This window comes from Ensifer adhaerens (assembly GCF_020035535.1).
In the GTDB taxonomy this organism is placed as follows: Bacteria; Pseudomonadota; Alphaproteobacteria; order Rhizobiales; family Rhizobiaceae; genus Ensifer.
Genome location: NZ_CP083349.1, coordinates 1,396,700 through 1,423,047 on the forward strand (window position 1 = coordinate 1,396,700; position 26,348 = coordinate 1,423,047).

Annotated in this window: 31 protein-coding genes; 4 read left to right on the forward strand and 27 right to left on the reverse strand. The window is 64.4% G+C overall.

Annotation, left to right across the window (positions count from 1 at the left end):
- Positions 1–16 precede the first annotated feature (16 nt).
- The 3 genes from LAC81_RS06835 (at position 17) to LAC81_RS06845 (ending at position 3,387) form a co-directional block, all read left to right on the forward strand.
- Complete coding sequence (locus tag LAC81_RS06835; protein ID WP_223727201.1) at positions 17–1,924, forward strand: DUF4118 domain-containing protein; 1,908 nt, start codon at positions 17–19, stop codon at positions 1,922–1,924.
- A 115-nt stretch (positions 1,925–2,039) separates the two neighbouring features.
- Positions 2,040–2,684, forward strand: a complete 645-nt coding sequence (locus LAC81_RS06840) for an ATP-binding protein (RefSeq protein ID WP_235693173.1) — start codon at positions 2,040–2,042, stop codon at positions 2,682–2,684.
- Entirely contained in the window at positions 2,677–3,387 is a 711-nt protein-coding gene (locus tag LAC81_RS06845; protein ID WP_223727202.1) for a response regulator, read from the forward strand. The genes LAC81_RS06840 and LAC81_RS06845 overlap by 8 nt, the downstream gene beginning before the upstream one ends.
- A gap of 374 nt (positions 3,388–3,761) precedes the next feature.
- On the opposite strand, the gene LAC81_RS06850 is transcribed toward LAC81_RS06845, so the two are convergent.
- Genes LAC81_RS06850 through trbB form a run of 11 tightly spaced genes read right to left on the reverse strand, consistent with a single transcriptional unit; the run spans position 3,762 to position 13,473 of the window.
- Positions 3,762–3,983: a DUF2274 domain-containing protein gene (locus tag LAC81_RS06850; protein WP_223727203.1), complete on the reverse strand. Its 222-nt coding sequence runs from the start codon at positions 3,981–3,983 to the stop codon at positions 3,762–3,764.
- Position 3,984: 1 nt separating this feature from the next.
- Positions 3,985–5,208, reverse strand: a complete 1,224-nt coding sequence (locus LAC81_RS06855) for a TrbI/VirB10 family protein (protein WP_223727204.1) — start codon at positions 5,206–5,208, stop codon at positions 3,985–3,987.
- Positions 5,205–6,230: a P-type conjugative transfer protein TrbG gene (gene trbG / locus LAC81_RS06860; RefSeq protein ID WP_223727205.1), complete on the reverse strand. Its 1,026-nt coding sequence runs from the start codon at positions 6,228–6,230 to the stop codon at positions 5,205–5,207. Before trbG ends, LAC81_RS06855 begins: the two co-directional genes overlap by 4 nt.
- Positions 6,227–6,916 carry a conjugal transfer protein TrbF gene (trbF, locus tag LAC81_RS06865; protein ID WP_223727206.1) on the reverse strand — a complete coding sequence of 230 codons (690 nt, stop codon included), beginning with the start codon at positions 6,914–6,916 and terminating at the stop codon, positions 6,227–6,229. The genes trbG and trbF overlap by 4 nt, the downstream gene beginning before the upstream one ends.
- A 2-nt stretch (positions 6,917–6,918) precedes the next feature.
- Positions 6,919–8,268, reverse strand: coding sequence for a P-type conjugative transfer protein TrbL (gene trbL, locus LAC81_RS06870; protein WP_223727207.1), 1,350 nt, complete (start codon positions 8,266–8,268; stop codon positions 6,919–6,921).
- Between the two features lies 1 nt (position 8,269).
- Complete coding sequence (gene trbK-alt / locus LAC81_RS06875; protein WP_223727208.1) at positions 8,270–8,659, reverse strand: putative entry exclusion protein TrbK-alt; 390 nt, start codon at positions 8,657–8,659, stop codon at positions 8,270–8,272.
- A 15-nt stretch (positions 8,660–8,674) separates the two neighbouring features.
- Positions 8,675–9,433 (reverse strand): P-type conjugative transfer protein TrbJ, encoded by a 759-nt coding sequence (trbJ, locus tag LAC81_RS06880; protein WP_223727209.1) that lies wholly within the window; start codon positions 9,431–9,433, stop codon positions 8,675–8,677.
- A complete protein-coding gene (gene trbE / locus LAC81_RS06885; protein WP_223727210.1) occupies positions 9,430–11,868 on the reverse strand; it encodes a conjugal transfer protein TrbE in 2,439 nt (812 codons plus the stop codon). The genes trbJ and trbE overlap by 4 nt, the downstream gene beginning before the upstream one ends.
- Before the next feature lie 14 nt (positions 11,869–11,882).
- The gene (locus LAC81_RS06890; RefSeq protein ID WP_223727211.1) at positions 11,883–12,158 is read right to left on the reverse strand and encodes a VirB3 family type IV secretion system protein; all 276 of its coding nucleotides are present in this window, start codon (positions 12,156–12,158) and stop codon (positions 11,883–11,885) included.
- The gene (locus LAC81_RS06895) at positions 12,158–12,490 is read right to left on the reverse strand and encodes a TrbC/VirB2 family protein (RefSeq protein ID WP_223727212.1); all 333 of its coding nucleotides are present in this window, start codon (positions 12,488–12,490) and stop codon (positions 12,158–12,160) included. Before LAC81_RS06895 ends, LAC81_RS06890 begins: the two co-directional genes overlap by 1 nt.
- The gene (gene trbB, locus LAC81_RS06900) at positions 12,487–13,473 is read right to left on the reverse strand and encodes a P-type conjugative transfer ATPase TrbB (RefSeq protein ID WP_223727213.1); all 987 of its coding nucleotides are present in this window, start codon (positions 13,471–13,473) and stop codon (positions 12,487–12,489) included. Before trbB ends, LAC81_RS06895 begins: the two co-directional genes overlap by 4 nt.
- A 201-nt stretch (positions 13,474–13,674) precedes the next feature.
- Between trbB and LAC81_RS06905 the strand changes: the two genes are divergently transcribed.
- Entirely contained in the window at positions 13,675–14,952 is a 1,278-nt protein-coding gene (locus LAC81_RS06905) for a DUF6035 family protein (RefSeq protein ID WP_223727214.1), read from the forward strand.
- On the opposite strand, the gene LAC81_RS06910 is transcribed toward LAC81_RS06905, so the two are convergent.
- The 16 genes from LAC81_RS06910 to LAC81_RS06985 all read right to left on the reverse strand — a co-directional run bounded on the left by LAC81_RS06910 (position 14,934) and on the right by LAC81_RS06985 (position 26,231).
- The gene (locus LAC81_RS06910) at positions 14,934–15,368 is read right to left on the reverse strand and encodes a CopG family transcriptional regulator (protein ID WP_223727215.1); all 435 of its coding nucleotides are present in this window, start codon (positions 15,366–15,368) and stop codon (positions 14,934–14,936) included. The genes LAC81_RS06905 and LAC81_RS06910 overlap by 19 nt on opposite strands.
- Before the next feature lie 6 nt (positions 15,369–15,374).
- A complete protein-coding gene (locus tag LAC81_RS06915) occupies positions 15,375–17,363 on the reverse strand; it encodes a conjugal transfer protein TraG (protein ID WP_223727216.1) in 1,989 nt (662 codons plus the stop codon).
- Between the two features lie 24 nt (positions 17,364–17,387).
- Positions 17,388–19,127 (reverse strand): relaxase/mobilization nuclease domain-containing protein, encoded by a 1,740-nt coding sequence (locus tag LAC81_RS06920; RefSeq protein WP_223727217.1) that lies wholly within the window; start codon positions 19,125–19,127, stop codon positions 17,388–17,390.
- Positions 19,128–19,371: 244 nt separating this feature from the next.
- Complete coding sequence (locus LAC81_RS06925) at positions 19,372–20,145, reverse strand: lytic transglycosylase domain-containing protein (RefSeq protein WP_223727218.1); 774 nt, start codon at positions 20,143–20,145, stop codon at positions 19,372–19,374.
- A gap of 3 nt (positions 20,146–20,148) precedes the next feature.
- Complete coding sequence (locus tag LAC81_RS06930) at positions 20,149–20,496, reverse strand: DUF736 domain-containing protein (protein ID WP_223727779.1); 348 nt, start codon at positions 20,494–20,496, stop codon at positions 20,149–20,151.
- A gap of 68 nt (positions 20,497–20,564) precedes the next feature.
- The gene (locus LAC81_RS06935; protein ID WP_223727219.1) at positions 20,565–21,110 is read right to left on the reverse strand and encodes a S26 family signal peptidase; all 546 of its coding nucleotides are present in this window, start codon (positions 21,108–21,110) and stop codon (positions 20,565–20,567) included.
- Positions 21,107–21,628, reverse strand: a complete 522-nt coding sequence (locus tag LAC81_RS06940) for a DUF2840 domain-containing protein (protein WP_223727220.1) — start codon at positions 21,626–21,628, stop codon at positions 21,107–21,109. Before LAC81_RS06940 ends, LAC81_RS06935 begins: the two co-directional genes overlap by 4 nt.
- Positions 21,625–21,879: a hypothetical protein gene (locus LAC81_RS06945; RefSeq protein WP_223727221.1), complete on the reverse strand. Its 255-nt coding sequence runs from the start codon at positions 21,877–21,879 to the stop codon at positions 21,625–21,627. The genes LAC81_RS06940 and LAC81_RS06945 overlap by 4 nt, the downstream gene beginning before the upstream one ends.
- Positions 21,876–22,514: a ParA family partition ATPase gene (gene parA / locus LAC81_RS06950; RefSeq protein WP_223727222.1), complete on the reverse strand. Its 639-nt coding sequence runs from the start codon at positions 22,512–22,514 to the stop codon at positions 21,876–21,878. The genes LAC81_RS06945 and parA overlap by 4 nt, the downstream gene beginning before the upstream one ends.
- Positions 22,511–23,659, reverse strand: coding sequence for a replication initiator protein A (locus LAC81_RS06955; RefSeq protein ID WP_223727223.1), 1,149 nt, complete (start codon positions 23,657–23,659; stop codon positions 22,511–22,513). The genes parA and LAC81_RS06955 overlap by 4 nt, the downstream gene beginning before the upstream one ends.
- Positions 23,660–23,671: 12 nt before the next feature.
- On the reverse strand, positions 23,672–23,953 hold the full coding sequence (locus tag LAC81_RS06960; protein WP_223727224.1) for a helix-turn-helix transcriptional regulator: 282 nt from the start codon (positions 23,951–23,953) through the stop codon (positions 23,672–23,674).
- A 133-nt stretch (positions 23,954–24,086) separates the two neighbouring features.
- Positions 24,087–24,617: a DUF2285 domain-containing protein gene (locus LAC81_RS06965; protein WP_223727225.1), complete on the reverse strand. Its 531-nt coding sequence runs from the start codon at positions 24,615–24,617 to the stop codon at positions 24,087–24,089.
- Complete coding sequence (locus LAC81_RS06970; RefSeq protein ID WP_223727226.1) at positions 24,508–24,849, reverse strand: transcriptional regulator domain-containing protein; 342 nt, start codon at positions 24,847–24,849, stop codon at positions 24,508–24,510. The genes LAC81_RS06965 and LAC81_RS06970 overlap by 110 nt, the downstream gene beginning before the upstream one ends.
- Before the next feature lie 127 nt (positions 24,850–24,976).
- The gene (locus LAC81_RS06975) at positions 24,977–25,237 is read right to left on the reverse strand and encodes a DNA -binding domain-containing protein (RefSeq protein WP_223727227.1); all 261 of its coding nucleotides are present in this window, start codon (positions 25,235–25,237) and stop codon (positions 24,977–24,979) included.
- 96 nt (positions 25,238–25,333) lie between these two features.
- Positions 25,334–25,600: a helix-turn-helix domain-containing protein gene (locus LAC81_RS06980; RefSeq protein ID WP_223727228.1), complete on the reverse strand. Its 267-nt coding sequence runs from the start codon at positions 25,598–25,600 to the stop codon at positions 25,334–25,336.
- Between the two features lie 304 nt (positions 25,601–25,904).
- The gene (locus LAC81_RS06985; protein WP_223727229.1) at positions 25,905–26,231 is read right to left on the reverse strand and encodes a DUF736 domain-containing protein; all 327 of its coding nucleotides are present in this window, start codon (positions 26,229–26,231) and stop codon (positions 25,905–25,907) included.
- Positions 26,232–26,348: the final 117 nt, after the last annotated feature.

Sequence of the window (26,348 nt, forward strand, 5' to 3'; positions counted from 1 at the left end):
AGGCTAGATTTTAACGATGAAAGATCAGCGACCCGATCCCGACGATCTTCTGGAGGTCGTGAAGGACGAAACCCATCGCTCCAAACGCGGGCAGCTGAAGATATTCTTCGGCGCCTGCGCAGGCGTGGGAAAGACGTTCGCGATGCTTCAGGCGGCGCGCCAGCTCCAACGTGAGGGCGTCCCAGTCGGGATCGGGATCGTTGAAACTCATGGGCGTAAGGATACTCAGGAGTTAACGGAGGGGCTCACCGTTCTGACACGCAAGACGATGAGCGGCAATGGCAGGCCCACCACCGAATTTGATCTCGATGGAGCCCTGGCATCTGGATACAAGCTTTTGGTCGTCGACGAATTGGCTCATACCAATGTCGCCGGCAGCCGCCACGCCAAACGCTGGCAGGACGTCGACGAACTGCTCGATGCAGGCATCGATGTCTATACGGCACTGAACGTCCAGCACCTCGATAGCCTGAACGATATAGTGGGTGGCATCATCGGGGTCCGCGTACGGGAGACCGTCCCCGACCGCATCTTCGACGCCGCGACCGATGTCGTTCTCGTTGATCTGCCGCCTGACGATCTGCTGGCACGCATGAATGCAGGCAAGGTCTATCTGCCTGTTTCGATTGAGCGCGCACGCCAGAATTTTTTCCGCCGCGGCAATTTGATCGCTCTGCGCGAACTGGCGCTGCGCCGCGTCGCCGATCGGGTCAATTCCGACGTGCGCACCTATCGGGTCTCGCATGCGATCAAAACGGTCTGGCCCACGCAGGAACTGCTCATGGTCTGTGTCAGCGCAGATCGCTCGCAGGAGAAACTGGTGCGCGAAAGCGCCCGGCTCGCCCACCGCCTGCTGGTCAAGTGGATCGTTGTCCATGTCGACCAACCCTATCATGGCGATGACCAACGAGCTCGTGAAACGCTTTTGAGTATCGCGTCGGCCGCGCAAGCGGCTGGAGCAGAGTTTGCCAATGTTCCTGGCCAGGATGTCGCCCAGACACTTCTGGACTACGCACGCAAACGTAATGCGACGAAGCTCATTCTAGGTAATCCGGGGGGGCGGAGGTTCGTAGCTTTCAGGCCGCGACTTCAAGAGCGTATCGCTCGCGCGGATCCGGAAATGGGATTGATCCTCCTGGGCGTCGATGACGTGCAGCCGCCCTTCAAGCGCAAAGTCACAGACGAACGGCAAAGCTATGCATGGTCCCTTGCGGTTGCGACGGCCGCCTGCGGCGTGACCACTAGCGTCGCCGCGTGGCTACTGCGCGTTTTTGATCCCTCCAACGTCGTGATGCTGTTCCTGATCACGGTCGTCTTTGTCTCCATGTGGCTTGGCCGCGTTGCGGGCGCATGGGCGGCCTTATTGTCTGTCGCATGTTTCGATTTCTATTTTATCGAACCCACGATGTCGTTCGCAGTCACGGATACTCAGTATTTCTTCACGTTTGTCCTGATGCTTGTCGTGGCGTTGGTCATTAGTCAGCTCGCTGCGCGCATGCGCTCCGAGGCCCGGGTTGCTCGTGCCGGCGAACGTCGCGCGTCAGCGCTGGCCCGCATTGCGCGCGATCTGACCAGCGCCATCAAGATCGAACAGGTCATGTCGGTGTGCCGCGAGGCGATCACCCCCTTGTTCGGTGCCAAATTGATCCTTCTCGTTCCCGATAAGCAAGATAACCTTGTCGCTACGCAGGATGCTGGCCTTGTCGACATGTCGGTCGCCCAGTGGGCTTTCGATCACGCACAGGAGGCTGGCGCAGGCACGCAGACGCTGAACGCCGCGGAGGCTTTATATCTTCCGCTGAATGCTTCAATGGCGACCAGAGGTATTCTGGCCGTCCTACCTACTGATTCCCCTTTAAAGAGGGATCCAGGACGACCGACGCTTACTGGATGCTTGCTGCTCGTCGGTTGCCCTTGCTCTTGAGCGCATCCACTTTGTCGAGGTCGCTCAAGACACGCTGGTTCGCATAGAAGGCGAGAAGCTCCGCAATGCGCTTCTCTCGGCGGTATCTCACGATCTGAAAACGCCGCTTACCGCAATCCGCGGCTTGGCTGAAACTCTTGAGCGCACGAAGGAGCTACCCGAGGACGACCGAAGTGACCTTGCTCGCTCGATCCGCGTTCAGGCCGACGAGCTGAAGCGGTTGGTAAGCAATTTGCTTGACCTTGCGCGGATGCAGAGCAGGGGCGTGCATCTCAATAAGGAATGGCATTCACTTAGTGAAATCGTGGGCAGTGCCCTTGCGCAATCCGCGCCGCTTCTGAAGCCCCGGGCAATCCGCACCAATTTGCCGCCCGACCTGCCTCTTTTGGAGGTTGACGCCCCCCTGATCGAACGGGTCCTGATCAACATCTTCGATAACGCTGCGAAATATACTTCGTCTACCAGCGCTATCACCGTCCGCGGTGGCGCATCGGGCGACTCCATGTACCTGGTGGTCGAGGACGATGGCCCTGGCCTGCCGGTGCCCGACCCCGAGGTGCTTTTTGAACCTTTCATGAGAGGCCAGAAGGAATCCTCCATCGCGGGAGTTGGCCTCGGTCTGTCCCTATGCCGCAGTATTATTGCGGCTCATGGAGGAAGCATTCGGCTGGAAGGGCGCAAGCCCCACGGCGCTGCCTTTGAAATCCGACTGCCGCTCGGTGCACCTCCCGAAGTTGAGAGTGAGACTGTGAATGATTAAGCCGCGTATCCTGATCGTTGAAGACGAGGCTGATATTCGTCGCTTCGTCCGTATGGCGCTGGAAAAGGAAGGCATGGACGTTTTTGAGACGGAGACCGCCGAAGAAGCGCGTCTCAACGCGGGCAGTCGAAAGCCCGATCTGATGGTCGTCGATCTGGGCCTGCCGGACGGAGATGGCAAGGCATTGATCCGTGAAGTTCGAAGCTGGGTCTCCGCTCCCATCCTCGTGCTCTCGGCCCGCGAACAGGAAACCGAAAAGGTCGAAGCCCTTGATGCTGGGGCGGACGACTATCTGACAAAGCCGTTTGGCGTTCCCGAATTGTTGGCGCGAGTGCGTGCGCAACTGCGCCGCTCTAACACGGTATCAAACGGTTCGACATCGTCACCAGCCGTGAAGTTCGGACAGGTAGCGATCAATCTCGCAACGCATGAGATCACTCGGGCGGGCGAACCCGTGCATTTGACACCAAACGAGTTTCGCCTGCTGACTGCTCTGATACGCGGGCATGGCAAGGTGCTTACCCACCGCCAGCTGCTCATGGACGTATGGGGACCCGGCTACGCTGAGCGTTCTCACTACATCCGTATCTACATGGGCCAGCTTCGGCAGAAGCTTGAGGACGATCCTTCGCAGCCGGTCCATCTGATCACGGAATTGCAGGTTGGCTACCGTCTTTCCGGACTCGAAATTCCCGCAGGCTGATAGGATCGGACCGGACGTACGTCCATGCACGTTTCGGTACTGTCTCGTTGCGCTATAACGCCGAGCCATGCGAGCACAATCATCGGCCTGGGGGCGGGCCAGCAACCCGCCAACTGCAATCGCTCGTCGATTGAGATCGGCGAAATCCGATGATTTGAAGTCGCAAAGTCATGGGAAATCTCGGGCTCGTGCCAGAAGAGCGATCGACAGGCGAGCTATCCAACGGGGTGCGATCACGAATTTGGACAACGCCCGTCTGCGTCAGTTGCTCTGACGGGTGCTCTCCCGTGTCTCGGCGGATACTCAGTCTGGCACCATCCTCTCGAAGTGTTGCGCCACAAGTTGATGCGACGATGGGACATCGAACAGCGCCGTTATGTTGAGTTCTTCCGGGCCTTCGCAAAGCCGCGGTCGGTTGTGATAAAGCGCTGCAGCATGGGCACGATAAGCCGGATAGGATCTGTTGCTCTCTGGCCATTCTCGCGCCCGAGGATCTCGGCATACGAGACGAGATCGCGGTGGAGACTCGCTGGCAGCTCCACGGTGACCTTGACTGGCTTGTCGTCGACGATCGGTCCTAGTTTCAGTTTGGCCATGTCAGCCTCTATAAGGTTCTAGCACGAGGTCGCGCGTGACGATCACGCGGACGGGGAATCCTGGTCGGATCGTCAGCGTCGGCGCGATGTTGAGCTGACGGCTGACGATCTGCTGTCCTGTCTGGCTGATGCTGTCGCCCGCGCCCTGGCGCAGAGCCCGAACGATGTCGCTCTCGTCGCCCGATGATCCAGTTTGGGCACCAATGCTGAGCAGTGTCGACAAGGCAGCCGCCTTGAACAGCTCGCCCCAGTGATAATCGACGCCGTCCTCGAGGCCGGCATATCCTTCCGCATCCGCGCCGGGTTGGCGCTCCAGCACGATCGAGCGGCCGTTCGGGAATATCAGCCTGTTCCACACGAGCAGGACGCGGCGCTGCCCGAAGCCGACGCCGTTGTCGTACTGGCCGATAATGCGCGTGCCCTGCGGAACGAGCAGAATCTTGCCGGTCGGGCTGTCGTAGATGTTCTCCGTCACCTGGGCCGTGATCTGGCCGGGAAGATCGGAGCGAATGCCGGTGATGAGCGCCGCCGCAATGACGGCGCCTGCCTGCAGCACGTTCGCCGACGCTGGGGCGGTCACGCGGTCGGCCGAGACCGTGCGCTTGTCCGGCGCCTGGTTGAGGAACGCGAGCTGGCGGTCCTGCGCGGTAGGCGTCGCCGGCTGCGGCGCCAGGCCGAGATTTGTGAGATCGGGGGTGGGAGTGGTGGCGGTTGTTGCGGTTGCCACAGGTTGCGACGAAACGCTGCGCGTCTCGGTCGAAGCGAACAGCCGGGCGGTCCGCGCCGATTCCAGCTCCTGAAGCCGACGCTGCTCCTCGGCGCTGATGCCGGGATTGGGTGTCGTGATCGATGGCGGCGGCACGGCATTTTGTGCATTGAGGATCGGCCGACCGAGATCGCCGGGTAGCGGCGGACCGAGCACCGGCCCGGTATAGTCGCGTGGCAGGCTGTTGAGGCCATCCGGGGTCGCCCGGTTGTCGGTCGCGTAAAGCTCCTCGTTGCCCTTGCGCCCGCCCTGGATTTGCAGAGCGTAGATCAGCGCGCCGCCGATGCCGACGCTGGCGACCAGGCCGAGCCCGGCCAGCACCTTGCGCGACAGCCGCGTCACGCGCGGCGGCTCCGGGCGCAGGCGCATCGGCGCGGCCGGCTCGCCGGTCAGCGGCAGGGCGCCGTCCTCGCCGGATGGCTCCGACCCTTTCTCATTTCCGGGTTCGATCTCGCTCATGACGCCGGCCTTCCGTCGGTGCGCGAGATCCGCACACGTTTCTGGTTGCGACCGGCGCCAAAGCGCAGCTCGGCGGCGGCGAAGAGGCGATCGACGATCATGTAGTTGCCGCGCACGCGGTAGTTCACGAGTTCGGAGGTCGCGCCCTCGGGGCCGACGACGAACAGCGGCGGCATCTCGCCCTGGCCGATGCCGCGCGGGAATTCGATGAACACCTGGCGGCCGTCGTCGAAGGCGCGCAATGGCCGCCACGGCGCACGGTCGCCTGTTACCTCGTAGCGGAAATTGACGCTGGAGAGGTCGACGCCGGTCGAGATGGGCTGCGCGGCCTCCGCTTGCGCATTCTGCCGGCGCAGGGCGATGAGCTGGTCCTGCGGATATTGCCAGGAGACCGACGCCATGTAGGTCGAGGACGTCGAACGCAGCTCCATATGATAGGTGCGCAAATTGGTGTTGATGACGAGGTTCGTCATCAGATCAGGCCGCGTGGGCTTGACCAGGATGTGGACCTGTTTCGCCACGCCCGTGCCGCTCTCGGTGTCGCCGATGATCCAGCGCACGGTGTCGCCAGCGGCGACCGGGCCGGCGCCGACGAGCTGCTCACCGGGCTGGAGCGCGATGTCCGTGATCTGCCCGACCGCCGTATAGACCTGATAGAGCGCCCCTTGGGTGAACGGATAGACCTGCATGGAATTGATGAAGCCGTTGCGAACCGGCTGCACGCGGGCCTGTGCATTGGCCTGATTGACGCGGGCGGCGGGATCGGTCGCCTCGGCCGGCTGGCGCGCTGCGTCCACGGGCTTCATCTGGCCGGCAAGCGGCAAGGGCCTCGGCAGTTCGACGATGCGCACTGGCGACGGCGGGTCGACCGTCTGCACGGCGGGCGCGGCGTTGTCATAGCTGATTTCGGGCGGCGGCGTGTTGGTCGCGCAGCCCGCGAGAGCCGACGTGCAGGCCAGCAGAAGCGCAAGCGAGGATTTACGGAGAGCCGGCTTTCCGGCTGTGCGGAAGGCAGGCGTCATTGTCCAAGCTCCTTCGACCAGTTGATGGCGTTGACGTAGATTCCGAGCGGATTGGCTCGAAGCTTTTCGGCGTCGCGCGGCGTTTGCACGACGGTGGTGAGGATGGCGGACCAGCGCTCGGTCGCGGCGAGCGATCCGTCCTGATAACGACGCTCGATCCAGGCTACGCGGAATGAGTCCGGGGAGGCCCTGATGACGCTCGATACCTCGATGGCGACCTGCTGCTTGCCGACCTTGGTGAAGGGGTCGTTGGCGCGGGCATAGTCGTTGAGGGCGAGCGCGCCGCCCTGCGTGGTGAACTCGTAGGCGCGCAACCAGTTCTGCCGCACAATGATCGCGTCGGCCGGGATCGAGCGAACCTGCTCGATGAAGCGGGCGAGATGGAACGCGATCTGCGGATCGGACGGCCGATAGTCTGCGACGGCGGGCGCAATCGCCTGCGCCTGGCCGAGCTTGTCGACCTGCACCACCCAGGGAACGATGGTGCCGCTGGCCGACTGCCAGACGAGGCCGCCCGACAGGCCGGCTGAAAGGGCCAGGCAGCCGAAAGCCATATAGCGCCAGTTGCGAGCCTGCACGCGGGCGGAGCCAATCCGGTCGTCCCAGACCTGTGCGGCGCGTTGATAGGGCGTTTCGGGCTGTGGTGCTTTCCCGTAGTGGGTCGATGGTCGTTTGAAGAAGTTCATGGTCAGTCGCTTTCGGAGAGGTTGACGGAAGAGCCGCCGCCATGGCTGTCGCCGGATTTGACGGCATGGGCGGCAGCCTGGACGCCGTGGGCGAGTTGCTGCGAGCGCTTCATGCGCTTGGCCCAGGCCGGCGGACCGTCGCGGGTGGCGGTCGCGGCGGCAGAGGGCGCGGTTTCCGTCGCGCCGCCGTCGCTGGATGCGCCGCTGGAGATCTCGGACGCGGCGCGGGAGTCGGCATCGAAGCTGGACTTGAGGCTGTCGGACGCACGGGACACGGCGCGCTTCAGCGGCGAGGCAGCGGCCTTCGCGCCGGTGCTCGCGACATTGCCGATGCCGGACGCAACGCCCGACGCGCCCGACTGACCGGCGGCGCCAAGGCTGTAGGCGGTGGATGCGCCGCCGGCGACGGCCGCGCCACCACGAGTGGCGGCGGCTGCACTAGTGGCGAGGGCCGCGCCGCCAGAGGCAACGGTGCCGACAGTCGCGGCGCCGGCCGCGACCATGCCACCAGCCGCCACGCCGGCACCCACCGCGGCGCCAGCGCCGAGCTGCGGGCCGCCCGAGACGAGGCCGTTGGCGATACCGGGACCGAAGATGCCAAGACCGAGAAGCGAGAGCGCGGCGAGCACGATCGCCATGGCGTCATCGATCGTCGGGGTCTGGCCACCGAAACCTTGTGTGAACTGCGAGAACAAGGTGGAGCCGATGCCGATGATGACGGCGAGCACCAGTACCTTGATGCCGGAAGAAATCACGTTGCCAAGCACACGCTCGGCCATGAAGGCGGACTTGCCGAAGAGGCCGAACGGGATCAGCACGAAGCCCGCGAGCGTCGTCAGCTTGAACTCGATCAAGGTGACGAAGAGCTGGACCGCGAGGATGAAGAAGGCGAGCAGGATCAGCGCCCAGGCGAACAGCAGGCAGGCGATCTGGATGAAGTTCTCGAAGAACGCGACCCAGCCCATCAGGTTCGAGATGGATTCGAGCAGCGGCCGACCGGCATCGAGGCCGGTCTGCGCGACCTTGCCGGGGCGCAGGAGATCGGTGACGGAGAAGCCGGTGCCCGAAGCTTTCAGGCCGAGGCCGGCGAAGCTCTCGAAGACGATGCGGGCGAGATTGTTCCAGTTGGAGATCAGATAGGCGAAGACGCCGACGAACAGCGTCTTCTTCACGAGGCGGGCGACGATGTCGTCATCGGCGCCCCAGCTCCAGAACAGGGCGGCCAGCGTCACATCGATGACGATGAGCGTGGTGGCGATGAAGGCGACTTCCCCGCTGAGCAGGCCGAAGCCTGAATCGATGTAGCGGGTGAAGACGCCCAGGAAGTTGTCGATGACGCCGGTGCCGCCCATGTCAGTGCGTCCCCGGACGCGCGGGCTCCGGCTGCATGACCCGCACGGCTTCCTTGACGATCGCATCCGGCGTGGGCGCCGGCGCGATCGTCGCCGTCGGGGTCGGCGCCTCCGGCGAGGCGGTCCGCGGCGCTTCCGGATTCTGGCCCAGGAAGCGGTCGCGGTTGGCGGCCCACAGCTTGAGGCAGGCCGGATCACGGATCGCGGCCTCGCCCAAGTCCCGGCATCCGCGAAGTTGACGCTGGAGAGCCTCGACATCAACGCCCGGTCGGAGGGCCGGCGAGCGGACCTCCAGCTCCTCCTCTTTCCGGGTCAGCTCGATGACGGTGGCGGTGATGGCGACCCCGACGAAGACGACGGCGCCGAGCCGAACGAACATCTTGCCGTCCATGGCGATCGCCCCCGCTCAGTTCCGGTTGTTGAACATCTGGGCGTTGCCGGGCTGGTAGCCCGTGCCCGGCGTCAGAAAGCGGCGCCGCTGTTCGCGGCCCTGTTCGGCAGCGGCCGCGCGTTCGGCTTCGGTCAGCATCTGCGCGCGTCCGTTTGCCGCGACGACCGCGGTAAGGTCCGCAATCTGTTGGGCTTGGAGAGCGAGGAGCTGATTGCCAGCCTGTGTAGCCTGCAGCGCGCCGGTCGCGCCCTGGCTCTGGCCGACGAGTGCGGACATCTGCGCGCGGTTGGTGTCGATGTTGCCAACGACGCCGGCCTGCACCCGCATCGCATCCTGCAAACCGCCGACCGTATTCTGCCAGCGCGAACGCGCATCGGAGACGAGCTGCTGGTTGCTCGTGGACATAGAGACGTTCCCGTATTTCTGCTGGAACATCTGGTCGATCTTCTGGACGTCGTAGGCGATGTTCTGCGCCTGGCTGAGGAGCTGCTGCGTCTTCTGAACCGACTGCTGCAACTGCTGGAGCGCGGAGAACGGCAGGCTCGCGAGATTGCGCGCCTGGTTGATCAGCATCTGCGCTTCGTTCTGAAGCGAGGTGATCTGGTGGGTGATCTGTTCCAGCGCGCGGGCAGCCTGGAGGACGTTCTGCGCGTAGTTGGTCGGGTCGAAGACGATGATGGCGTGCGCAGGCGTCGCCAGCATGGGTGCGAGCGCGACGGGAGCGGACAGCAGCGCGACAGCAAAACGCGCTGCGCGGGAATGGCGCAGTTTCATGTCAATTCTCCTTGGGTGTTGAGCGTGGGAACGAGATCAGCCGCCCAGCCGACATCGCGGTGGTGCAGCCAGGCGGTGAGGAAGCCGTCGCGGCCGTGCTCGGCGACGATGCGGGCGATGGCGGTCTGATCCGTCTTGGCGGACGCGGCGCAGAGCGCGAGCGCGACGGCGGACAGGCCGAGTTCGAAGAGGCGATTGCCGCGCCGTGACTGGCAGTAGTAGTCGCGCTTCGGCATCGCCCGTGCGATGATCTCGATCTGGCGATCATTGAGACCGAAACGCCGATAGATCGCGGTGATGTGCGGCTCGATCGCCCGCTCGTTCGGGAGCAGCAGACGGGTCTGGCAGCTTTCGATGATCGCGGGCGCGATCGCCGAGCCGTCGATGTCGGACAGCGATTGCGTGGCGAAGATGACGCTGGCATTCTTTTTCCGGAGCGTCTTCAGCCACTCCCTGAGCTGGCCGGCGAACCCCTCGTCGTCGAGCGCAAGCCAACCCTCGTCGATGATAATCAGCGTCGGCGAGCCATCGAGCCGATCATCGATGCGGTGGAAGAGGTAGGCGAGGACGGCGGGCGCAGCGCCGGTGCCGATCAGGCCTTCGGTCTCGAACGCCTGGACCGATGCCGTGCCGAGATACTCGTGCTCGGCGTCGAGCAGGCGGCCATAGGGACCGCCGACGCAGTACGGCCGGAGCGCCTGCTTCAGATCGTTCGACTGGAGCAGCACGGCGAGGCCCGTCAGGGTTCGCTCTTCGACGGGCGCGCTGGCGAGTGAGGTGAGCGCCGTCCAGAGGTGCTCCTTCACCTCGGGCGTGATGGTCACGCCTTCGCGGATCAGGATCGCGACCAGCCAGTCGGCGGCCCAGGCACGCTCGGGCACGTCATTGATGCGCGAGAGCGGCTGAAGGCTGACGCTATCGGAAGCGCCATCGCTGAGATCGCCGCCGAGATCGTGCCAGTCGCCGCCCATGGCGAGCGCGGCCGCACGGATCGAACCGCCGAAGTCGAAGGCAACGACCTGCGAGCGGACATAACGGCGGAACTGCAGCGCCATCAAGGCCAGCAGCACTGACTTGCCCGCGCCGGTCGGTCCGACGAGCAGCGTGTGGCCGACATCGCCGACATGGATGGAAAGCCGGAACGGGGTCGAGCCTTCGGTTTTGCCGAAGAGCAGTGGGGGCGCTGCAAAGTGCTCGTCCCGTTCCGGTCCCGCCCATACCGCCGAAAGCGGGATCATGTGGGCGAGATTGAGCGTGGAGATCGGCGGTTGCCGAACATTGGCGTAGACATGGCCGGGCAGCGAGCCGAGCCAGGCGTCGACCGCGTTGACGGTCTCCACCATGGCGGTGAAGTCGCGACCCTGGATGACCTTCTCGACCAGTCGCAGCTTCTCGTCGGCCACGCGCGGATCGGCGTCCCAGACCGTCACCGTCGCGGTGACATAGGCCATGCCGGCATAGTCGGCGCCAAGTTCCTGCAACGCCATGTCGGCGTCAGCGGCCTTGTTGGCCGCATCCGTGTCAACGAGGACGGACGCCTCGTTGGTCATCACCTCCTTGAGGATCGCCGCGATCGACTTACGTTTGGCGAACCATTGCCGCCGGATCTTGGTCAGCAGCTTCGTCGCGTCGGTCTTGTCGAGCAGAATCGCGCGGGTCGCCCAACGATAGGGAAAGGCGAGCCGGTTCAGCTCGTCGAGCAGACCGGGTGTCGTCGCCGTCGGAAACCCGGTGATCGTGAGGACGCGCACATGCTGGTCGCCAAGCCGGGGTTCGAGTCCACCGGCGAGAGGCTGATCGGCGAGCAGCGCATCGAGATAGATCGGTGTCTCGGGAACGCGGACGCGATGGCGCTTGGTCGAAACGCAGCCGTGCAGATAGGTCAGGGTTTCGGCGTCATCGAGCCAGCGGCACTCCGGCATGAAGGCTTCGACGAGGTGCAAGATGCGGTCGGTGCGATCGGCAAAGCCGGTCAGGGCTTCGCGCGGGTCGATGCCCGATTTCTCGCGACCCTCGTAGAGCCAGGTTTCTGCGCGAGCCGCGTCCTCGGCCGGCGGCAGCCAGGCGAAGGTCAGGTAGTGGCTGGACTCGAAATGCGCACCGGCTTCCTCAAAGTCGGCTTTGCGCTCGGCGTCTACCAGGGCGGAGGCGGCGTCGGGAAATTTGCTGTTGGGGTAGCGGTTCGAAGGGTGACGCTGCGCCTCGACGAAGATCGCCCAGCCGGAGCCGAGACGACGGAAGGCGTTGTTGAGGCGCCCGGCGACGGCGACCAGCTCAGCGGGGACAGCCGAGTCCAGATCGGGGCCGCGGAATTGGGCGGTACGCTGGAAGCTGCCGTCCTTGTTCAGGACGACGCCGGAGCCCACGAGCGCCACCCAGGGAAGGAAGTCGGCGAGCCGGCTGTTGCGGTTGCGGTATTCGGCGAGGTTCATCACGGCATCGCTCTCCCTCAAACCGCGAGATGCGCGGGGATGCGCAGATGCCGGCGCACGACATCGACGAAGAGCGGGTCGCGCTTGGCGGCCCAGACCGCCGCGACGTGACCAATCGCCCAGATCGCGATGCCAACGAGCCAGAGGCGCAGCCCGAGCCCGACAGCGCCCGCGAGTGTGCCGTTCATGATGGCGATGGCGCGCGGGGCGCCGCCGAGCAGGATCGGCTCGGTCAGTGCGCGGTGGACCGTGACCGTGAAGCCCGGAACGTCCTGATCGGAGACGCCCACCATCAGACCAGCGCTCCGCCGCCGAAGCTGAAGAAGCTGAGGAAGAACGAGCTGGCCGCGAACGCGATCGACAGGCCGAACACGATCTGGATGAGCCGGCGGAAGCCGCCAGACGTGTCGCCGAAGGCGAGCGTCAGGCCCGTGACGATGATGATGATCACCGCAATGATCTTCGCGACCGGACCTTCGATCGACTGGAGGATTTGTTGGAGCGGCTGTTCCCACGGCATGGACGAGCCGGATGCGTGGGCGGCGGGCGCCATCGCCACGCTCATGACGATGGCCGATGCCGTCATCATCAGACGGCGAGGCAAGCTGCGGGCATGCGAGATCATGCGGATTCTCCTTCTTGGGGCTTCGGGGTGATGGGGCTGACGCAGTAATCGCCGTCAGGGCCGAGCCCTTCGATGCGGGCGAGTTCGGCGAGCCGGCGCTGCGAGCCGCGGCCGGACAAGACCGCGACGAGATCGATCGTTTCGGCGATCAGGGCGCGCGGGACGGTGACGACGGCTTCCTGGATGAGCTGTTCGAGACGGCGCAGCGCGCCGATGGCGCTGCCGGCGTGGATCGTCCCGACGCCGCCGGGGTGGCCGGTGCCCCACGCCTTGAGCAGGTCGAGCGCCTCTGCACCGCGCACCTCGCCGACCGGAATGCGATCGGGGCGAAGGCGCAACGACGAGCGCACGAGGTCGGAGAGCGAAGCGACGCCGTCCTTCGTGCGCATGGCGACAAGGTTCGGCGCGGCGCATTGGAGTTCGCGCGTGTCCTCGATGATGACGACGCGATCGGCGGTCTTGGCGACCTCGGCGAGCAGCGCGTTGGTGAGGGTGGTCTTGCCGGTCGAGGTTCCACCGGCGACGAGGATATTGGCGCGAGACGCCACGCCCTGGCGCAGCATCTCGGCCTGTCCAGCCGACATGATCCCGGCGCGCACGTAGTCATCGAGGGTGAAGACCGCGACCGCGGGCTTGCGGATCGCGAAGGCGGGCGCGGCGACGACGGGCGGCAAAAGCCCCTCGAACCGCTCCCCCGTCTCGGGCAGTTCGGCCGAAACTCGCGGGGCACCGGCATGAACCTCCGCGCCGACGTGATGGGCGACCAGTCGAACAATGCGCTCGCCGTCCGCTGCCGACAGCCGCTCCCCCGTGTCGGAAAGCCCCTCGGAAAGACGGTCGATCCAGAGCCGCCCGTCGGGGTTCAGCATCACCTCGACGATGCCGGCGTCGTCGAGATAGCGCGCGATGGCGGGACCGAGCGCGGTGCGCAACATCCGCGCGCCGCGCGCAAAGCCTTCTGAATTTTGGTGAGACGCCGCCATACAACCCCGATTCCAACGGGGTTGAGACAGACCTTCCCCGGACGGGGATGATTAAAAGGGCTTGATTTTAGGCCGATTCAACAAGGATTTGCCGGCGTAGTACCGTAGCGTGCAAATACAGGAGATAGCGTAGGTCGCGACGTTGTTATGATTTGAATGCGCCCGAGGAGACATATTGATTCGCTGTTACCGGAGAGCTGAATGACGGCACGATTGCAACGGACATTGAAGCGTGCCGTTCGTCTCCGAGACATGACTGCGATTTCGAGCGATGACCTGCTTCGGATCGATGCAGACGGCTATCAGGAGATCCGGCGTGCCGCTACGCGCGCCCGAAACGAAGGACAGCCTGCTTTCGTCTGCGACCATTGCGGCTTTGCTGTTTATGCTCCGCGGGAGCCGAAGACACGATTGCCATTCTGGCGGCACCACAAGGGGGCGCCCCGGAGTTGCCCGTGGTGGACAGGCGAGCCCGGCTCAACTGATGACGTAAGTGCTTCGCAGTTCCAGGGCGCGCAAGAAAGCCCGTTGCATCTGCGCGTCAAACATATGGTCGCTGAACTACTGGCTGCAGATCCAAGCACAGAACCGGGATCTGTCGTGGTCGACGAATATGTTGTGTGCGGGGAAAGTCGACGCCGCCCTGATGTGCGTGCCGTCTACGATGGAAAGCCGATTGCCATCGAAATTCAACTTGCAACAACCCAGATCCCGATCATCGTCGCACGCGAGGATTTCTATCAGCGCGAAGGACGGCATCTCATTTGGTTGACTTGGAACTTCGTTCCCGTTGAGAGGGCGCATTTGCTCACGGCATTCGAGGACATCTTCTACTCGCACAACAAGAACCTGTTCTCGCTTGACGACGCGGTGGTTTCTGAAAGTCGGGAAAATGGAACCTTCCTCCTTCGAGCTTTTTGGGAACACGGCTCTGGTTGGAACTCGAAGATCACGACGCTTCCTGATCTGGAATGGCCTTCGTCTGGCTTGCCTTATGCAGTCGCTCCGCCTCCGCCTTGGCATAGTGACTTTCGGGCACGCTGGCTGGCAGCAACGACGCCACAAGGGACGCCGTGGCCCGCTCGAAACGCACTGCTTTCCGAACTGGCAGAGAAGTTCGTCGACGATTCGATTGATGCTTCAACGCTGGAGGAGATCGACATCGGAGCACTTATCAATGCGATATTATCGTTCGTTGAGGGCAAGCCGGTCGGATCGGCGCAAAAGAATCTGACCGAGGTGATCAACACCTTTCTGGCAAGTGAACGACGCTTCAGGTTTGCTCGCATCATGCGAAAAGTCATCGCAGTTACCGGAGTATTCGAAATTCTCGATAAACCGAGCGTCACAGCAAAGTTTTCTCGGGCGACGGAAGATGGCCAAGATGGGCCAGAAAGCCTCACCGGCAGAGTGGTTCTGCTGCTCTTTTCGGAATTATTTGAGAAACGACGACCGGCTAACTACCCCTCATCCCCTTGAGGGCTGACATCCTCGGAAATCTCCTGCCGCAGTTTCGGCCCCTTGGCGAGGCGGCGACCAAGGGCGGCCACGAAGGCCTCGTAGCGCTCACCAGTCTTGGCACGGGCGGCCTGCGCGGCGGGTTCCGGCAGCGCCGGCGTCGTGGAGAGCCAGAAGCGGATGAATACCGCGAGCGTCTCGACCGCGATGCCGACATCCCGCTCAAGCCGTGTCATCCGGCGATCGAGCTGGTCGAGGCGTTTCGTAACCGCGGCCTCCTGCCGTTCCGCCGCATCGGGAGATAGGAAAGACTCGATGGCGGCCTCGGCGATCAGCGATCGCGAATGGTCGCGGCGCGCGGCATGCTCTGCGAGCCGCCCCATCACGCCGGGATCGAGATAGACGGAGAGGCGCTGCTTTCTGGGTGATCTCGACATCGGCGCTCACAGCTCCATGCCGTCGTTGGGATCGAGCGAAACCTGCCGCGCCACGCCCTGTATCATCCGCGTCATGCGGCGGTTGCGGGCGGCAGCGTCCTCATCCTCATCGCGCTCGACATCGATCTCGAATTCGTTCTCGACCGGCGGCTTCTTCTCCACCGGCTGCACCCGATTAAGCTCGGGCTGATGCCGGCGTTCCGACTCGGTCGGATCTTCGTCGGATGTGGCGGACGTAGTCTTGGATTCGAGCAGCTCCGGGCGAGTGGGCCGCGGTAGAGTCGTCCAGTCGTCGGGTCGCCCTCGCGTCGGCACGGCAAGCGACGGCAGTGGCAGCAGGCGCTCCTTGAAGCGAGCGTCCTCGTAGTAGCGCGCCTTTTTCGCCCGGATCGGCGGGGTGCCGGCAACCATGACGATCTCGTCCGCAGGCGGGAGCTGCATGATCTCGCCGGGGGTCAACAGCGGCCGCGCCGTTTCGGACCGCGACACCATGAGATGGCCGAGCCAGGGCGAAAGCCGGTGGCCGGCATAGTTTTTCATGGCTTTCATCTCGGTGGCGGTGCCGAGCGCATCCGATACCCGCTTGGCGGTGCGTTCGTCGTTCGTGGCGAAGCTGACGCGGACGTGGCAGTTGTCGAGGATGGAGTTGTTCGCCCCGTAGGCCTTTTCAATCTGGTTGAGCGACTGGGCGATGAGAAAGCTTTTCAGGCCGTAGCCGGCCATGAACGCCAGCGCCGACTCGAAGAAGTCGAGGCGGCCGAGCGCCGGAAACTCGTCAAGCATCAACAGCAGCCGGTGGCGTCCCGCCTTCGCCTGCAGATCCTCGGTCAGTCGGCGACCGACCTGATTGAGGATCAGGCGGATCAGCGGCTTGGTGCGGTTGATGTCGGAGGGCGGCACGACGAGGTACAGCGTCGTCGGCCGCTTATCGCCCGCGATGTCGGTGATCCTCCAATCGCAACGCCGCGTCACCTCGGCCACCACGGGATCGCGATAGAGGCCAAGGAACGACATGGCAGTGGAGAGCACACCCGATCGCTCGTTGTCGGATTTGTTGAGCAGCTCGCGCGCGGCGCTGGCGATGACCGGGTGCGGTCCCGCGTCGCCAAGATGGGCGCTCTTCATCATCGCGGCCAGCGTCGACTCGATCGGGCGCTTTGGGTCGGAGAGGAACGCCGCGACGCCGGCGAGCGTCTTATCGTCCTCGGCATAGAGGACGTGGAGGATCGCGCCGACGAGCAGCGCGTGGCTGGTCTTTTCCCAGTGGTTTCGCTTTTCAAGCGAGCCTTCGGGATCGACCAGTATGTCGGCGATGTTCTGGACGTCGCGGACTTCCCATTCGCCACGACGCACCTCGAGCAGCGGATTGTACGCTGCGGATTTCGTGTTGGTCGGATCGAACAGGAGCACGCGGCCGTGCTTGGCGCGAAAGCCCGCCGTGAGCTGCCAGTTCTCGCCCTTGATGTCGTGGACGATGGCCGAGCCCGGCCAGGTCAGCAGTGAGGGCACGACCAGCCCGACACCCTTACCGGAGCGGGTCGGCGCGAAGCACAGGACATGCTCCGGCCCGTCATGGCGCAGATAGGCGTGATCGTAGCGGCCGAGCACCACCCCGTCGGGACCGAGAAGGCCAGCAGCATCCACCTCCTTCTTTTCGGCCCAGCGCGCCGAGCCATAGGTCTCGACTTTCTTGGCTTCGCGGGCCCGCCAGACCGACATGCCGATGGCGACGGCGATCGAGATAAAGCCACCGGAGGCGGCGATGAAGGCGCCCTCGACGAAGATCGACGGCGCATAGGCATCGTAGAAATACCACCACCAGTAAAAGGCCGGCGGATAGTAGAAGGGCCAGCCCAAAACCGAGAACCAGGCCGGGCCGAGCTGCGCCTGAAACCCCAGCTTCCACGCGACATATTCGGTGGCACCCCAGGTGGTGGCGAGCACGATCAGAAAGACGGTGAGGATCTGGCCCCAGAGGATTTTTGTTGCCGACATGACGACGGTCCTTTCCGAGAGAGGTTAGAGGCCGAGGCCGCGCTTGCGGCCAAAGCTCCAGTCGACCCCGCCATCGTCACGGGCGACGCCGGTGACGTGCTTGCCAAGCTGCTTTTCGAGAGAGGGCGACCAGGGGACGAGCTGGAAGCCGAGGCCGTCGTCCAGCATAGCGAACCGGCCGGAGGCGAGCGCCAGCCGTTGGCGGTAGGTGCCGGCGACATATTCGCCGCCGCCCGCGCGATTGAACGGCCGGCCTGTCTCGACGGCGAGCTTCTCGCCAACGGCCTCCAGTTCACGACGGCGCAGAGTCTCGATCAGCCCGCGATTGAAGGTGACGCGTTGGCCATGCTGCTCGCCGAAACCTTGCGCGACCAGATGATCCGCGCGCCGATCGAGCGCCTGCCGGACCTCGGCGCCGAAGCCGCCCTCGGAGAGAGCGGCCGGTTCACGCGCGAAATTCTGCCGGTCGAGCCAGGTCGCGCCCGTCGCCGTCACCTGCCGATCGATGTCGAGATCGGAGCGGACAGCGATGGCGACCCGGCGCTGACCCTGCGCGTCGTCGAATTTGCGCAGCTCCACGATCGAGCCCGGCGCGCTGTCGCCGGCGGCGTCGAGGTCGGACAGCTTGATGTGATGGGTGCGGCCATCGACGCCATCGACAACGGCGTAGGCCGTGCCCTTCAGCTCGTCATCAAGACCGCGATCGACCAGCCGGCCGATGACGGGCGCATCGAGACTCTCGGCCGCGAGCACATAGCCCGCTGAACCGCGCTCGATGCCGCGATCCGTCAAAGCCCGGTGCATGCGTTTGATGATGTCGCCGCGCTCGCCGAGTTCACGCAGCGTCGCCTCGGCCTTCGCGTCGATCGCCCATTGACCGGGGCCGACTTGTTCGGCGAGGCCGAGTGTCTCCAGCTTGCGGAGCCGTCCGACCTTCTGGGCGTGATAGTCGTCCGGCCGGGCGTTCGGATCGACCGCCATGTCGATAACGCCAGTGGCATGGCTATCGCGGAGGAGCTGCCGATCAAGCTGCGTGAAGCGCTCGGCATCGATCTGGCGTTCCAGACTGCGCTGGATGTCGAGATCGGTGCGTGGTCCCAACTCCTGCGTGATGAGGTCACGCGCTCGGTCGCGCATCCCTTCCTTGATGTAGTCGCGCGAGATGACGAGATCCTGCCCGTCGTCATGAACCCCGCGCACGATCAGGTGGACGTGGGGATGCTCGGTGTTCCAGTGGTCGACCGCCACCCAATCGAGGCGGGTGTCGAGATCCTTTTCCATCTGCGTGACGAGATTGCGGGTGAAGGACCGAAGATCGGCCATGTCGGTCGCATCGTCGGGCGAGAGGATAAACCGGAAATGGTGTCGATCGTCCTGGCACCGCTCCGCGAAGGCCTTCGGATCGGCGTCGTCTGCGCCCGGTCCGAAGAGATGGGTTTTCTCCCCGTCACGGGTCACGCCCTCGCGGCGCAGATAGTTGAGGTGGGTGGCGAGAGGCGCGGCGCGAGCGGTGTGACGCACGACGCGCGCCTTGATGACGGCGCCACGCGAGCGGGCCGTGAGCAACCGGTTCGCCTGGATGCTTGCACGTTGACCGCGCCCGAAGCGCGAGCGGTTTCCCGATGTGATCCGGCCAGAGCGCGAGACGCCGGCTCCGGCCTTCTTCGCCGCGGCGAGAGCCTGCGCGATGAAGGGACGGGCCTGCTGCGCACGAGACGAACGGATGCGGCCTGGCCGAATACGGAAATCACTGTCGTCGGTCATGGCCGATCCCCCGCACATCGCGCCAAGCGCAGGAAATCGCAGGAAAATCGGCGTAGCCGCGAGGTGCGGAGAAATCCCGCACCTCGCGAAATCGCCTCATAACCTATTGAAAAACCACAACCGAACGACGCGGCACCTCGCGGCCTTTTATCCTGCCATCCCCCGGTTGTGGTGTCTGCCTGCCACATCCGCGCCCTCTTGGACACGCTGGGGTGCGATATGCTGCGAATGCCGCCGAGTGCCATCATCGCGGCTCTTCCGAAGAGGCGCGCGCGACGAACAGCCCGTTCGACTGCGGCACGATGGCGGAGACATCGCGCGCCGTGTTCGTAGTCGCGGTGTCATTGGCAGGACGCTCGGCCGACACGGAAGTGACAGCCCGCGCGCGACCGGACTGCGCTATGAACAGCGGCGCGCGTGTCCACGCCGATCGGTCGATTGCAGCCATCACGGTCGGATTCGTGCCGCCCGAACCGTCGATGACCGGCGCGAGCAAGGCGACATAGGCGCGCGTCTCGGCCGGCAACGGACGGCCGCCGAGCGACGCTTCATAGCGTCCGGGTCCGGCATTGTAGGCCGCAAGAAATCCCGGCGAGCCGTAGCGATCGTGCAGCTCGCGGAGGTACGCCGTGCCCGCGAGGATGTTGTCGCGCGGGTCGTAGGGATCGCGACCGAGGCCATGCCGCGCGCGCAGGCCTGCCCAGGTCGCGGGCATGATCTGCATCAGACCCATCGCGCCGGCGGAGGAAACTGCGCGCGGTTCTCCGGCGCTTTCGGCGCGCATCACTGCCCTGATCCAGGCGATCGGAACACCAAAGCGCCGCGAGGCCTCGGCGATGTAATCTGCGTAGGCATCGCGCGTCAACGGTCGGACGGCGGGCGCGTGATGCGCCATGGTGATCACCGGCATCGCGCTTGCGAAGGTGAGGCCGGAAAGGAGAAGGAGAGCCATGCGCCGGGCAGCGCAGCGCGGCCCGGACGCAGTCGAACGGCTCGCCGGCTTGCGAGAGCCAAGCATCGCTCAATCCTTCTCGGCGCGGTCGCGCGGGCGCGACCAGTGCAGCGACCAGGCCTTGCCGGCGTCGTCGTCGCGGAAGAGGTTGGCGCGCATCGGATGCGGAAATGTCGGATCGTCGATCAGCAGCGCGATGTATTCACCGGCCTTCTCGCCGGTGCGTTTCCAGGCCGCGCCGACCTCCGGACCTGTTTCGTTATTCATGCTGTCGAAGAGGTGAACGCGATAATCCGGTGCGTTCTCGGCATCGGACGGCTCCGCCGTGACGATGATGACGTCCTGATGCAGCAAGAGCGTTCCGAGATGTCCGATGAAGCCGGTCTCCTCGCGTGTGAATTCTCCAATCTGTGGCATGACAGTCTCCATGGCGGTGAGGTTGAAGAGGCAGTCGGCGAGCACCGCTCCCGCCGATGGGGAAGCGGTCAGCGCGTGGGTGCGCGCCATTCGAAGTGGCCGGTGCCGTCTTCGTCGGTCCACAACGGGACAGCGCGGCCGATGATCTGGTCGGCCGAGATCAGGCCGAAGTAACGTCCATCTAGGCTGTCGCGGACCTGCCAGTTCATGAGGAAGACTTCGCCGATCTGCACGCGGCGGCAGCCTTGCCAGATGGGAAGATTGCGGCCGGCGCGATCGCGCTCCAGCGCTTCGCCCACCTCGACGCCATCCACTGTGACGGTGAGGTTCGAGCGGCACACGGTCTGCCCGGCGACTGCGAGAATGCGCTTCATCAGCGGCACGCCCTTGGGAAGATAGCTGCGCTCGGCGAGGAACGTCGCGAGCGGTTCGGGCGCATCTACGGCGACGAGATCGGTGACCTCGAACGGCCCGTTGAAGTCGATCGAGTAGAAGCCGATCGGCGCACTGGCTGATGCGTTCCAAACCAGCTTGATCGGCATCGGTGCGAGGCCGGGATAGCCGACGCCGAGCGCAGCGAGCGTCGTTGCAAGGAACAGGCCGGCGCGGCTCACGGCTCCGCCCTCCGGCGCAGCATGAACGCACGATGATGGTCGAGCGTGTAGGCGCGCGCCTCGTCGCCGGCGGCGAGCCGGTTGTGGACGTGCCGCCAGTGGTCGAGCGAAACCGCTTCCGGGTCGATGCCGAGACGCTCGATGGCGTCGATCGCCTGCAGCACGCGCTCGACCTTCGGCCAGCTCTCGACCTTCAGCAGGATATCGCCGCCTGGGCGCACGAAGGGCAGCGTCTGGTAGGCTTCGCCGCGCGACACGGCGCGCACAATGTCGATGCGCGAAATGATCGTGCCGAAGTCGTTCGAGGCCCAACGCACGAAGGCGAAGACCGTGCCGGGGCGGAAGGAGAGGACGCGCCGCCGACGGTCGAGAATCTGTTCGTGGGCGTGCGTCCCGAAGCGAATCCAATTCTCGATCTTCTTCTCGACCCAGGTCAGCTCGACATGGGTGAGCGTGTCGTGGGGGAGCGCGGCCGGCGACGGGCCGCCGCGCATGCGGGAGGCCGCGATGCCGGTCATGGTGTGTCTCCTTGGGTTTGCGGGAATTCGCGCGCGAGCAGCTCGCGCAGCATCTCGGTCACGGTGACGCCGCGTTGGAACGCGATGATCTTGATGCGCCCGCGCAGCTCCGGCGTGACGTCGATGGTCAGGCGGGCGGTGAAGCCCGCAGCATCGGCGGTTCGCGCCGGCTCAACCTGGGCGGCCTTGATCCAGGCGTCGGGATTGGTCGGGCGAGATGCGAAGCCGCGCCGTTCGGATCGCTCGCTCATGGCGCGATCCTTTCGATTTCGGTGACGAGCGCCGCGATCTCGCGCGCTGCGGGGCCGTCATCGTCGATCTCGAAAGCGAGGCGACCGGACTGTGCCGCATCGGCGTAGATGACGCGCTGGCCAATCGTGTTGCGCAGCACGGGCGGATCGTGATCGGCGAGCGTCTCGGCGGTCTCGCGGGCGATCACGGTGCGCGCACCGCAGCGATTGAGGACGAACCGCGCGCGCAGGTCCGGCCGATAGATGCGCGCCTCCGACAGGAGCGCCAGCATCTCGGCCGAGGCCCATCCGTCGAGCGGCGAAGGCTGGACCGGGATCAGCACGAGGTCAGCGGCGAGCAGCGCCGAACGCATCAGCCCGGCGACGCGCGGAGGTCCGTCGATGACGACGTGATCGACGTCGCGCGCTAGCTCTGGCGCCTCGCGATGCAGCGTGTCGCGTGCCAGGCCGACGACGCCGAACAGGCGAGGAAGACCACTGCGGCTGCGCTGTTGCGACCAGTCGAGCGCGGAGCCCTGTGGATCGGCGTCGACCAGCGTGACACGCTTTCCCTTGCCGGCCCATTCGCCGGCGAGATGCAGCGCCAGCGTCGTCTTGCCGACGCCGCCCTTCTGATTGAGGAGCGCAATGATCATCGCGCACCTTCCGACCGCGAACGAAGCGGCAGTTCGGGGGCGGTTTCGGGGGAGTGCGGGGCCGAGCCTGTGACTGGACCGGTGCTTTTCTTCGCGGCTGTGCTGAGGCTGCGGGCGGTGGTGCGGATGAGCTTTTGCACATCGCGCGCGCGCTCTTCAAAGTTAGATTCTTGGTTAGACTCTAAGTTAAGGGCGCGATTGCGGGTTTTGTTTCCGTGGGTTAGACCCTGTTTCGGTTCCCGATAGCACGAGCCTCGGGTTCCCGATGGCACGATAGTCCGGGTTCCCGATAGCACGAGGCTATCCACAGCCGGTCCACAGGCCGGAGATGGCTCAAAGGCGAGCAGGACGCGGCCACCGATCTCCGTTTCGAGGAACAGCGTGTAACCGGGCAGAGGCTGTCGGCGGATGATGTCGCGCAGCTCGAAGGCGAAGCGCTTGAACGGCGACAAGCTGCCGGATTTCTGATGGAGGTGGCGGAAGTCGAAGCGCCAGCCGTCGCGCTGCCGACCGCCGTGCTTGCGCACCAGGCGATAGAGCCAGCGATCAAGGCCGCCGGTGAGATCGAAATAAGCGGGGTCGATCGTCAACACGAGCGCGTCGTCGAGAACCGCGCGATAGAACCAGTCCGGGACGATCAGTTCGATCCCGGCCGGCCGGCCCTTGTGATCCGTCCGCTCCTGCCATTCGTTGATCCAGGAGAAACGATGGCGCCGGCCTTCGGCGGGCTGGCGGATTGAGGTGGAGACGGTGGTCGATTGCAGACGGTCGAGCGCGGCCTTCAGGCGTTGATAGTCGCGGAGGCCAGTGCCCCGCCCGACGAACATGAGGATTTCGTAGGGCGTAGCGGCCATGAGCCGGGAGGTTCGAAGGCCAGCATCGCGGGCCTCGACGATCTGGCTGGCGGCCCAGATAAGGATGTCGGCGTCCCATATAGTTGCCATGCCGTGGTCGGGCACGGCCTCGACACGGATAGAAACATTGCCGGCGGCGAAATCGATCGGGGCAACGCGGTGGGTCTTGGAGAGGGAGAAAAACGGATAGGCCATGAGATCCTGCGCGTCTCGGGGCGCGAAATCGCCGGGGAGCGCTCGAAACAGGTCGAGCTGTCCGCGCTCCGAAAGGGACCGGGGTCGCGCCGCCATTCTGGAATCCAGTCAGCGCGCGTAGCGGCCGGCATGGGACGGGGGTGCGGACGTCTGGCGCTTGGCCGGCAGCACGCTGCCGCGCGGATCAGACGTGGAGGTGACAGCCCCCCGTTCAGCCCAGGACTGGAGGTCGTCGACCGCGTAGACCACGCGGCCGCCGAGCTTCCGATAGGCCGGACCAGTGCCGTAGGTGCGGTGCTTCTCGAGGGTTCGGGCGGAGAGACTAAGAAATTCAGCTGCTTCTTTGGTGCGCAGAAAGCGCGGCGGCAAAACGGCGAGTTCGGGTCGCATGGATCGGGCCTCCGTGGGTTTTCGGCGACCGCTGGGGCTCAGCGGCGGACGGCGACCACGGTGGCGGAGAAGAGACGGCAGGAGGGATGGGGCACTTGAGGTGGCCAATATCCCCACCCGCTGCATAGCTTTATCACCGGCGACGGCGGTGCCGGAGCAACTTCAGGTATCCGCCATTGATGAGTGCTAGCCCGCCTTCGACGAAAGCGATCGCGGCATCGCGCAGCGGCGACGTCTTCCAGGGATCCGATTCGACGCGGCCTTCGCCATAGATCGCTGCGGCAATCTCACGATAGGTGGCGCCGTTCATATGGCCGTCGGCGGCGCGTAGCTTCAAGCGAAAGCGGCGACGCTGTTCCGCGGTCATCCGCGTGTCGCTCAGCGGCGCGCGCGCGAGCCATGTGCGGGACAGGCGTGTCAGAGCGCCGATACGATCAGGAAGATCGTCATCGAGCGGGACGACAGCCGCAAGTGGATCGTCTTTTGATGTATCGGCAAGGAAGAGGACCGGGAGATCGCTTTCGGAAAGCGCGGCGTATGTTCCTTCGGGTCCGTCACGCCCTGCGGTGAAGCTGCCAGTGGTCGGATGCGAGATTGCCGGGAGGAAGTGCGGGCGACGCGCCAACAAAAGTATGCTGGGATCGGCCGATGGCGACCACACCACCTGTTGCTCCAAGGCGGATAGAACTGGGCTTGCGGGGAAATCGTAAACCCCATCGTTGCTGTTTTTCTGGCCGAAGCGGCTGGTTCTCAGCCTTGTCTGTCAGGAGGCTTATATATTCGTCTTGATAAGGAACGTATCGGCGAAGGCATTCCCAGGCGAGCCCTTCGATCGGCAACCTATCAATGAAATCGTAGCTGCTGTCGTTTCGCCAGTTCGATGTATCGGGCCTCATTCGCTTGAACTCCCCGCTTATCGCGCAAGCCGAAGAATTCAGTGTTGGCCGCTCGCATCGAGAGATGGAAGTCTGGGAGAGGGCATCGCGTGATGGCAAAAGTGCATCACGGCATCCGCGGAAACGATCAGTCGCGGGTTTGCCTTAGCAACTTCCGATAGCCCGTGTGCGCCATCCAGTGAGCGCGTGTCAGGTGGCTGTCATGGACGCGTTTGCAGCGTTCGGTCTCGCGAACCGGATCGAGTCCGAAGAGCACGCGGACGGCTTCCGTCCAATCGGCGCCGTCGGCTGCAGCGTCCAGCAGGCGCATGTAAAGTTTGATATGCGACCTGTCATATTCGGTCAGCTCTGGCGCGGACGGTGCAGTATCTTCAAACGGTTCGATCATGACGCAGGTACGATTGGTAAACGAAGTTTGCATCGTAACCAAGAATGGTCCGAATCGGAGGCAACGCTGCAGGTGGCCAAGGTCGCTGCCGAGTAATCAGCGCTTGAGTTTAGGATGAGTCGGCTTGTCCCCGCGATCATCGACCAGCAGCACTCCTTGGCCTCGGTCGGTCGACAGAAGAACCACGCCGGAAGCTTCGAGAGCCCTGCGCACCTGATCGCGCGTCGTTTCATAGACCTCGAGCCTGCTTTCAGATTCGAGGCGCTTGAGCGCTGTCAATGATACACGGGCCTTGTCAGCGAGCGTCTCCTGCGTCCAACCCAGCAACGCGCGTGCGGCCCGCGATTGTCGGGCTGTGATCATGCATGATCACCTCCCATCGCAGCCGGTGCGCATTCCAGAACTACGACTATTTTAGTCGTCCTCGATCCTTTTCGCCAGCCCGAACGGTCTTAATAAGGCTGGCGGTGCGCTCCGTCCGATGAGCTGATTCGGCCGCGCTTGCTGGGGTTTCTGTTTGGCCGATCGTCAGCCGCGCACGAGATGGGGAATCCGTTGTACTTTGGATCGGTTTTGGCCGGACGACGACTGTTTGAGGTGTTCATCGGGTAGGGAGGCGGGGGCACGAAGGCGGCCCCGGCCTTCTGGGCCGGGGCCTTTGCCAGCCTCAATCGGTGCGGCGGCCGTTGGGGCGGGACCAGATCAGCGAGTATGCCTCACCGTCCTCGTCGTCGAAGAGGTTGGCGTAGATCGGGGCGTTGAAGCTCGGGTCGTCGAGCTTCAGACCGAGATAGTCGCGGCCCTCGTTGGAGGTTTTGGACCAGGCGGCGCCGATCTCGGCGCGGCCGACCAGGACCCGGTGGCTAGGGGCGTTCTCGCCGGTGGCGCGCTGGTCGGGGACGATGCGCACGTTCTTGGCCTGGACGCTGAGGGTGACGATTTCGCCGGTGAACTCGTTCGAGCCGGTCTTCTTGAAGGTGCCGATGGTCGCCATTGTAAGTCTCCGTTTTCCGTTCCCGAGCCCGCACCATTGCGGCCTCGATGGCGATCGGCAGGCCGGAGGCGATCGACGGCGCACCCCGAAGGGGCCTGACAGCTAAGGAGGGCTTTC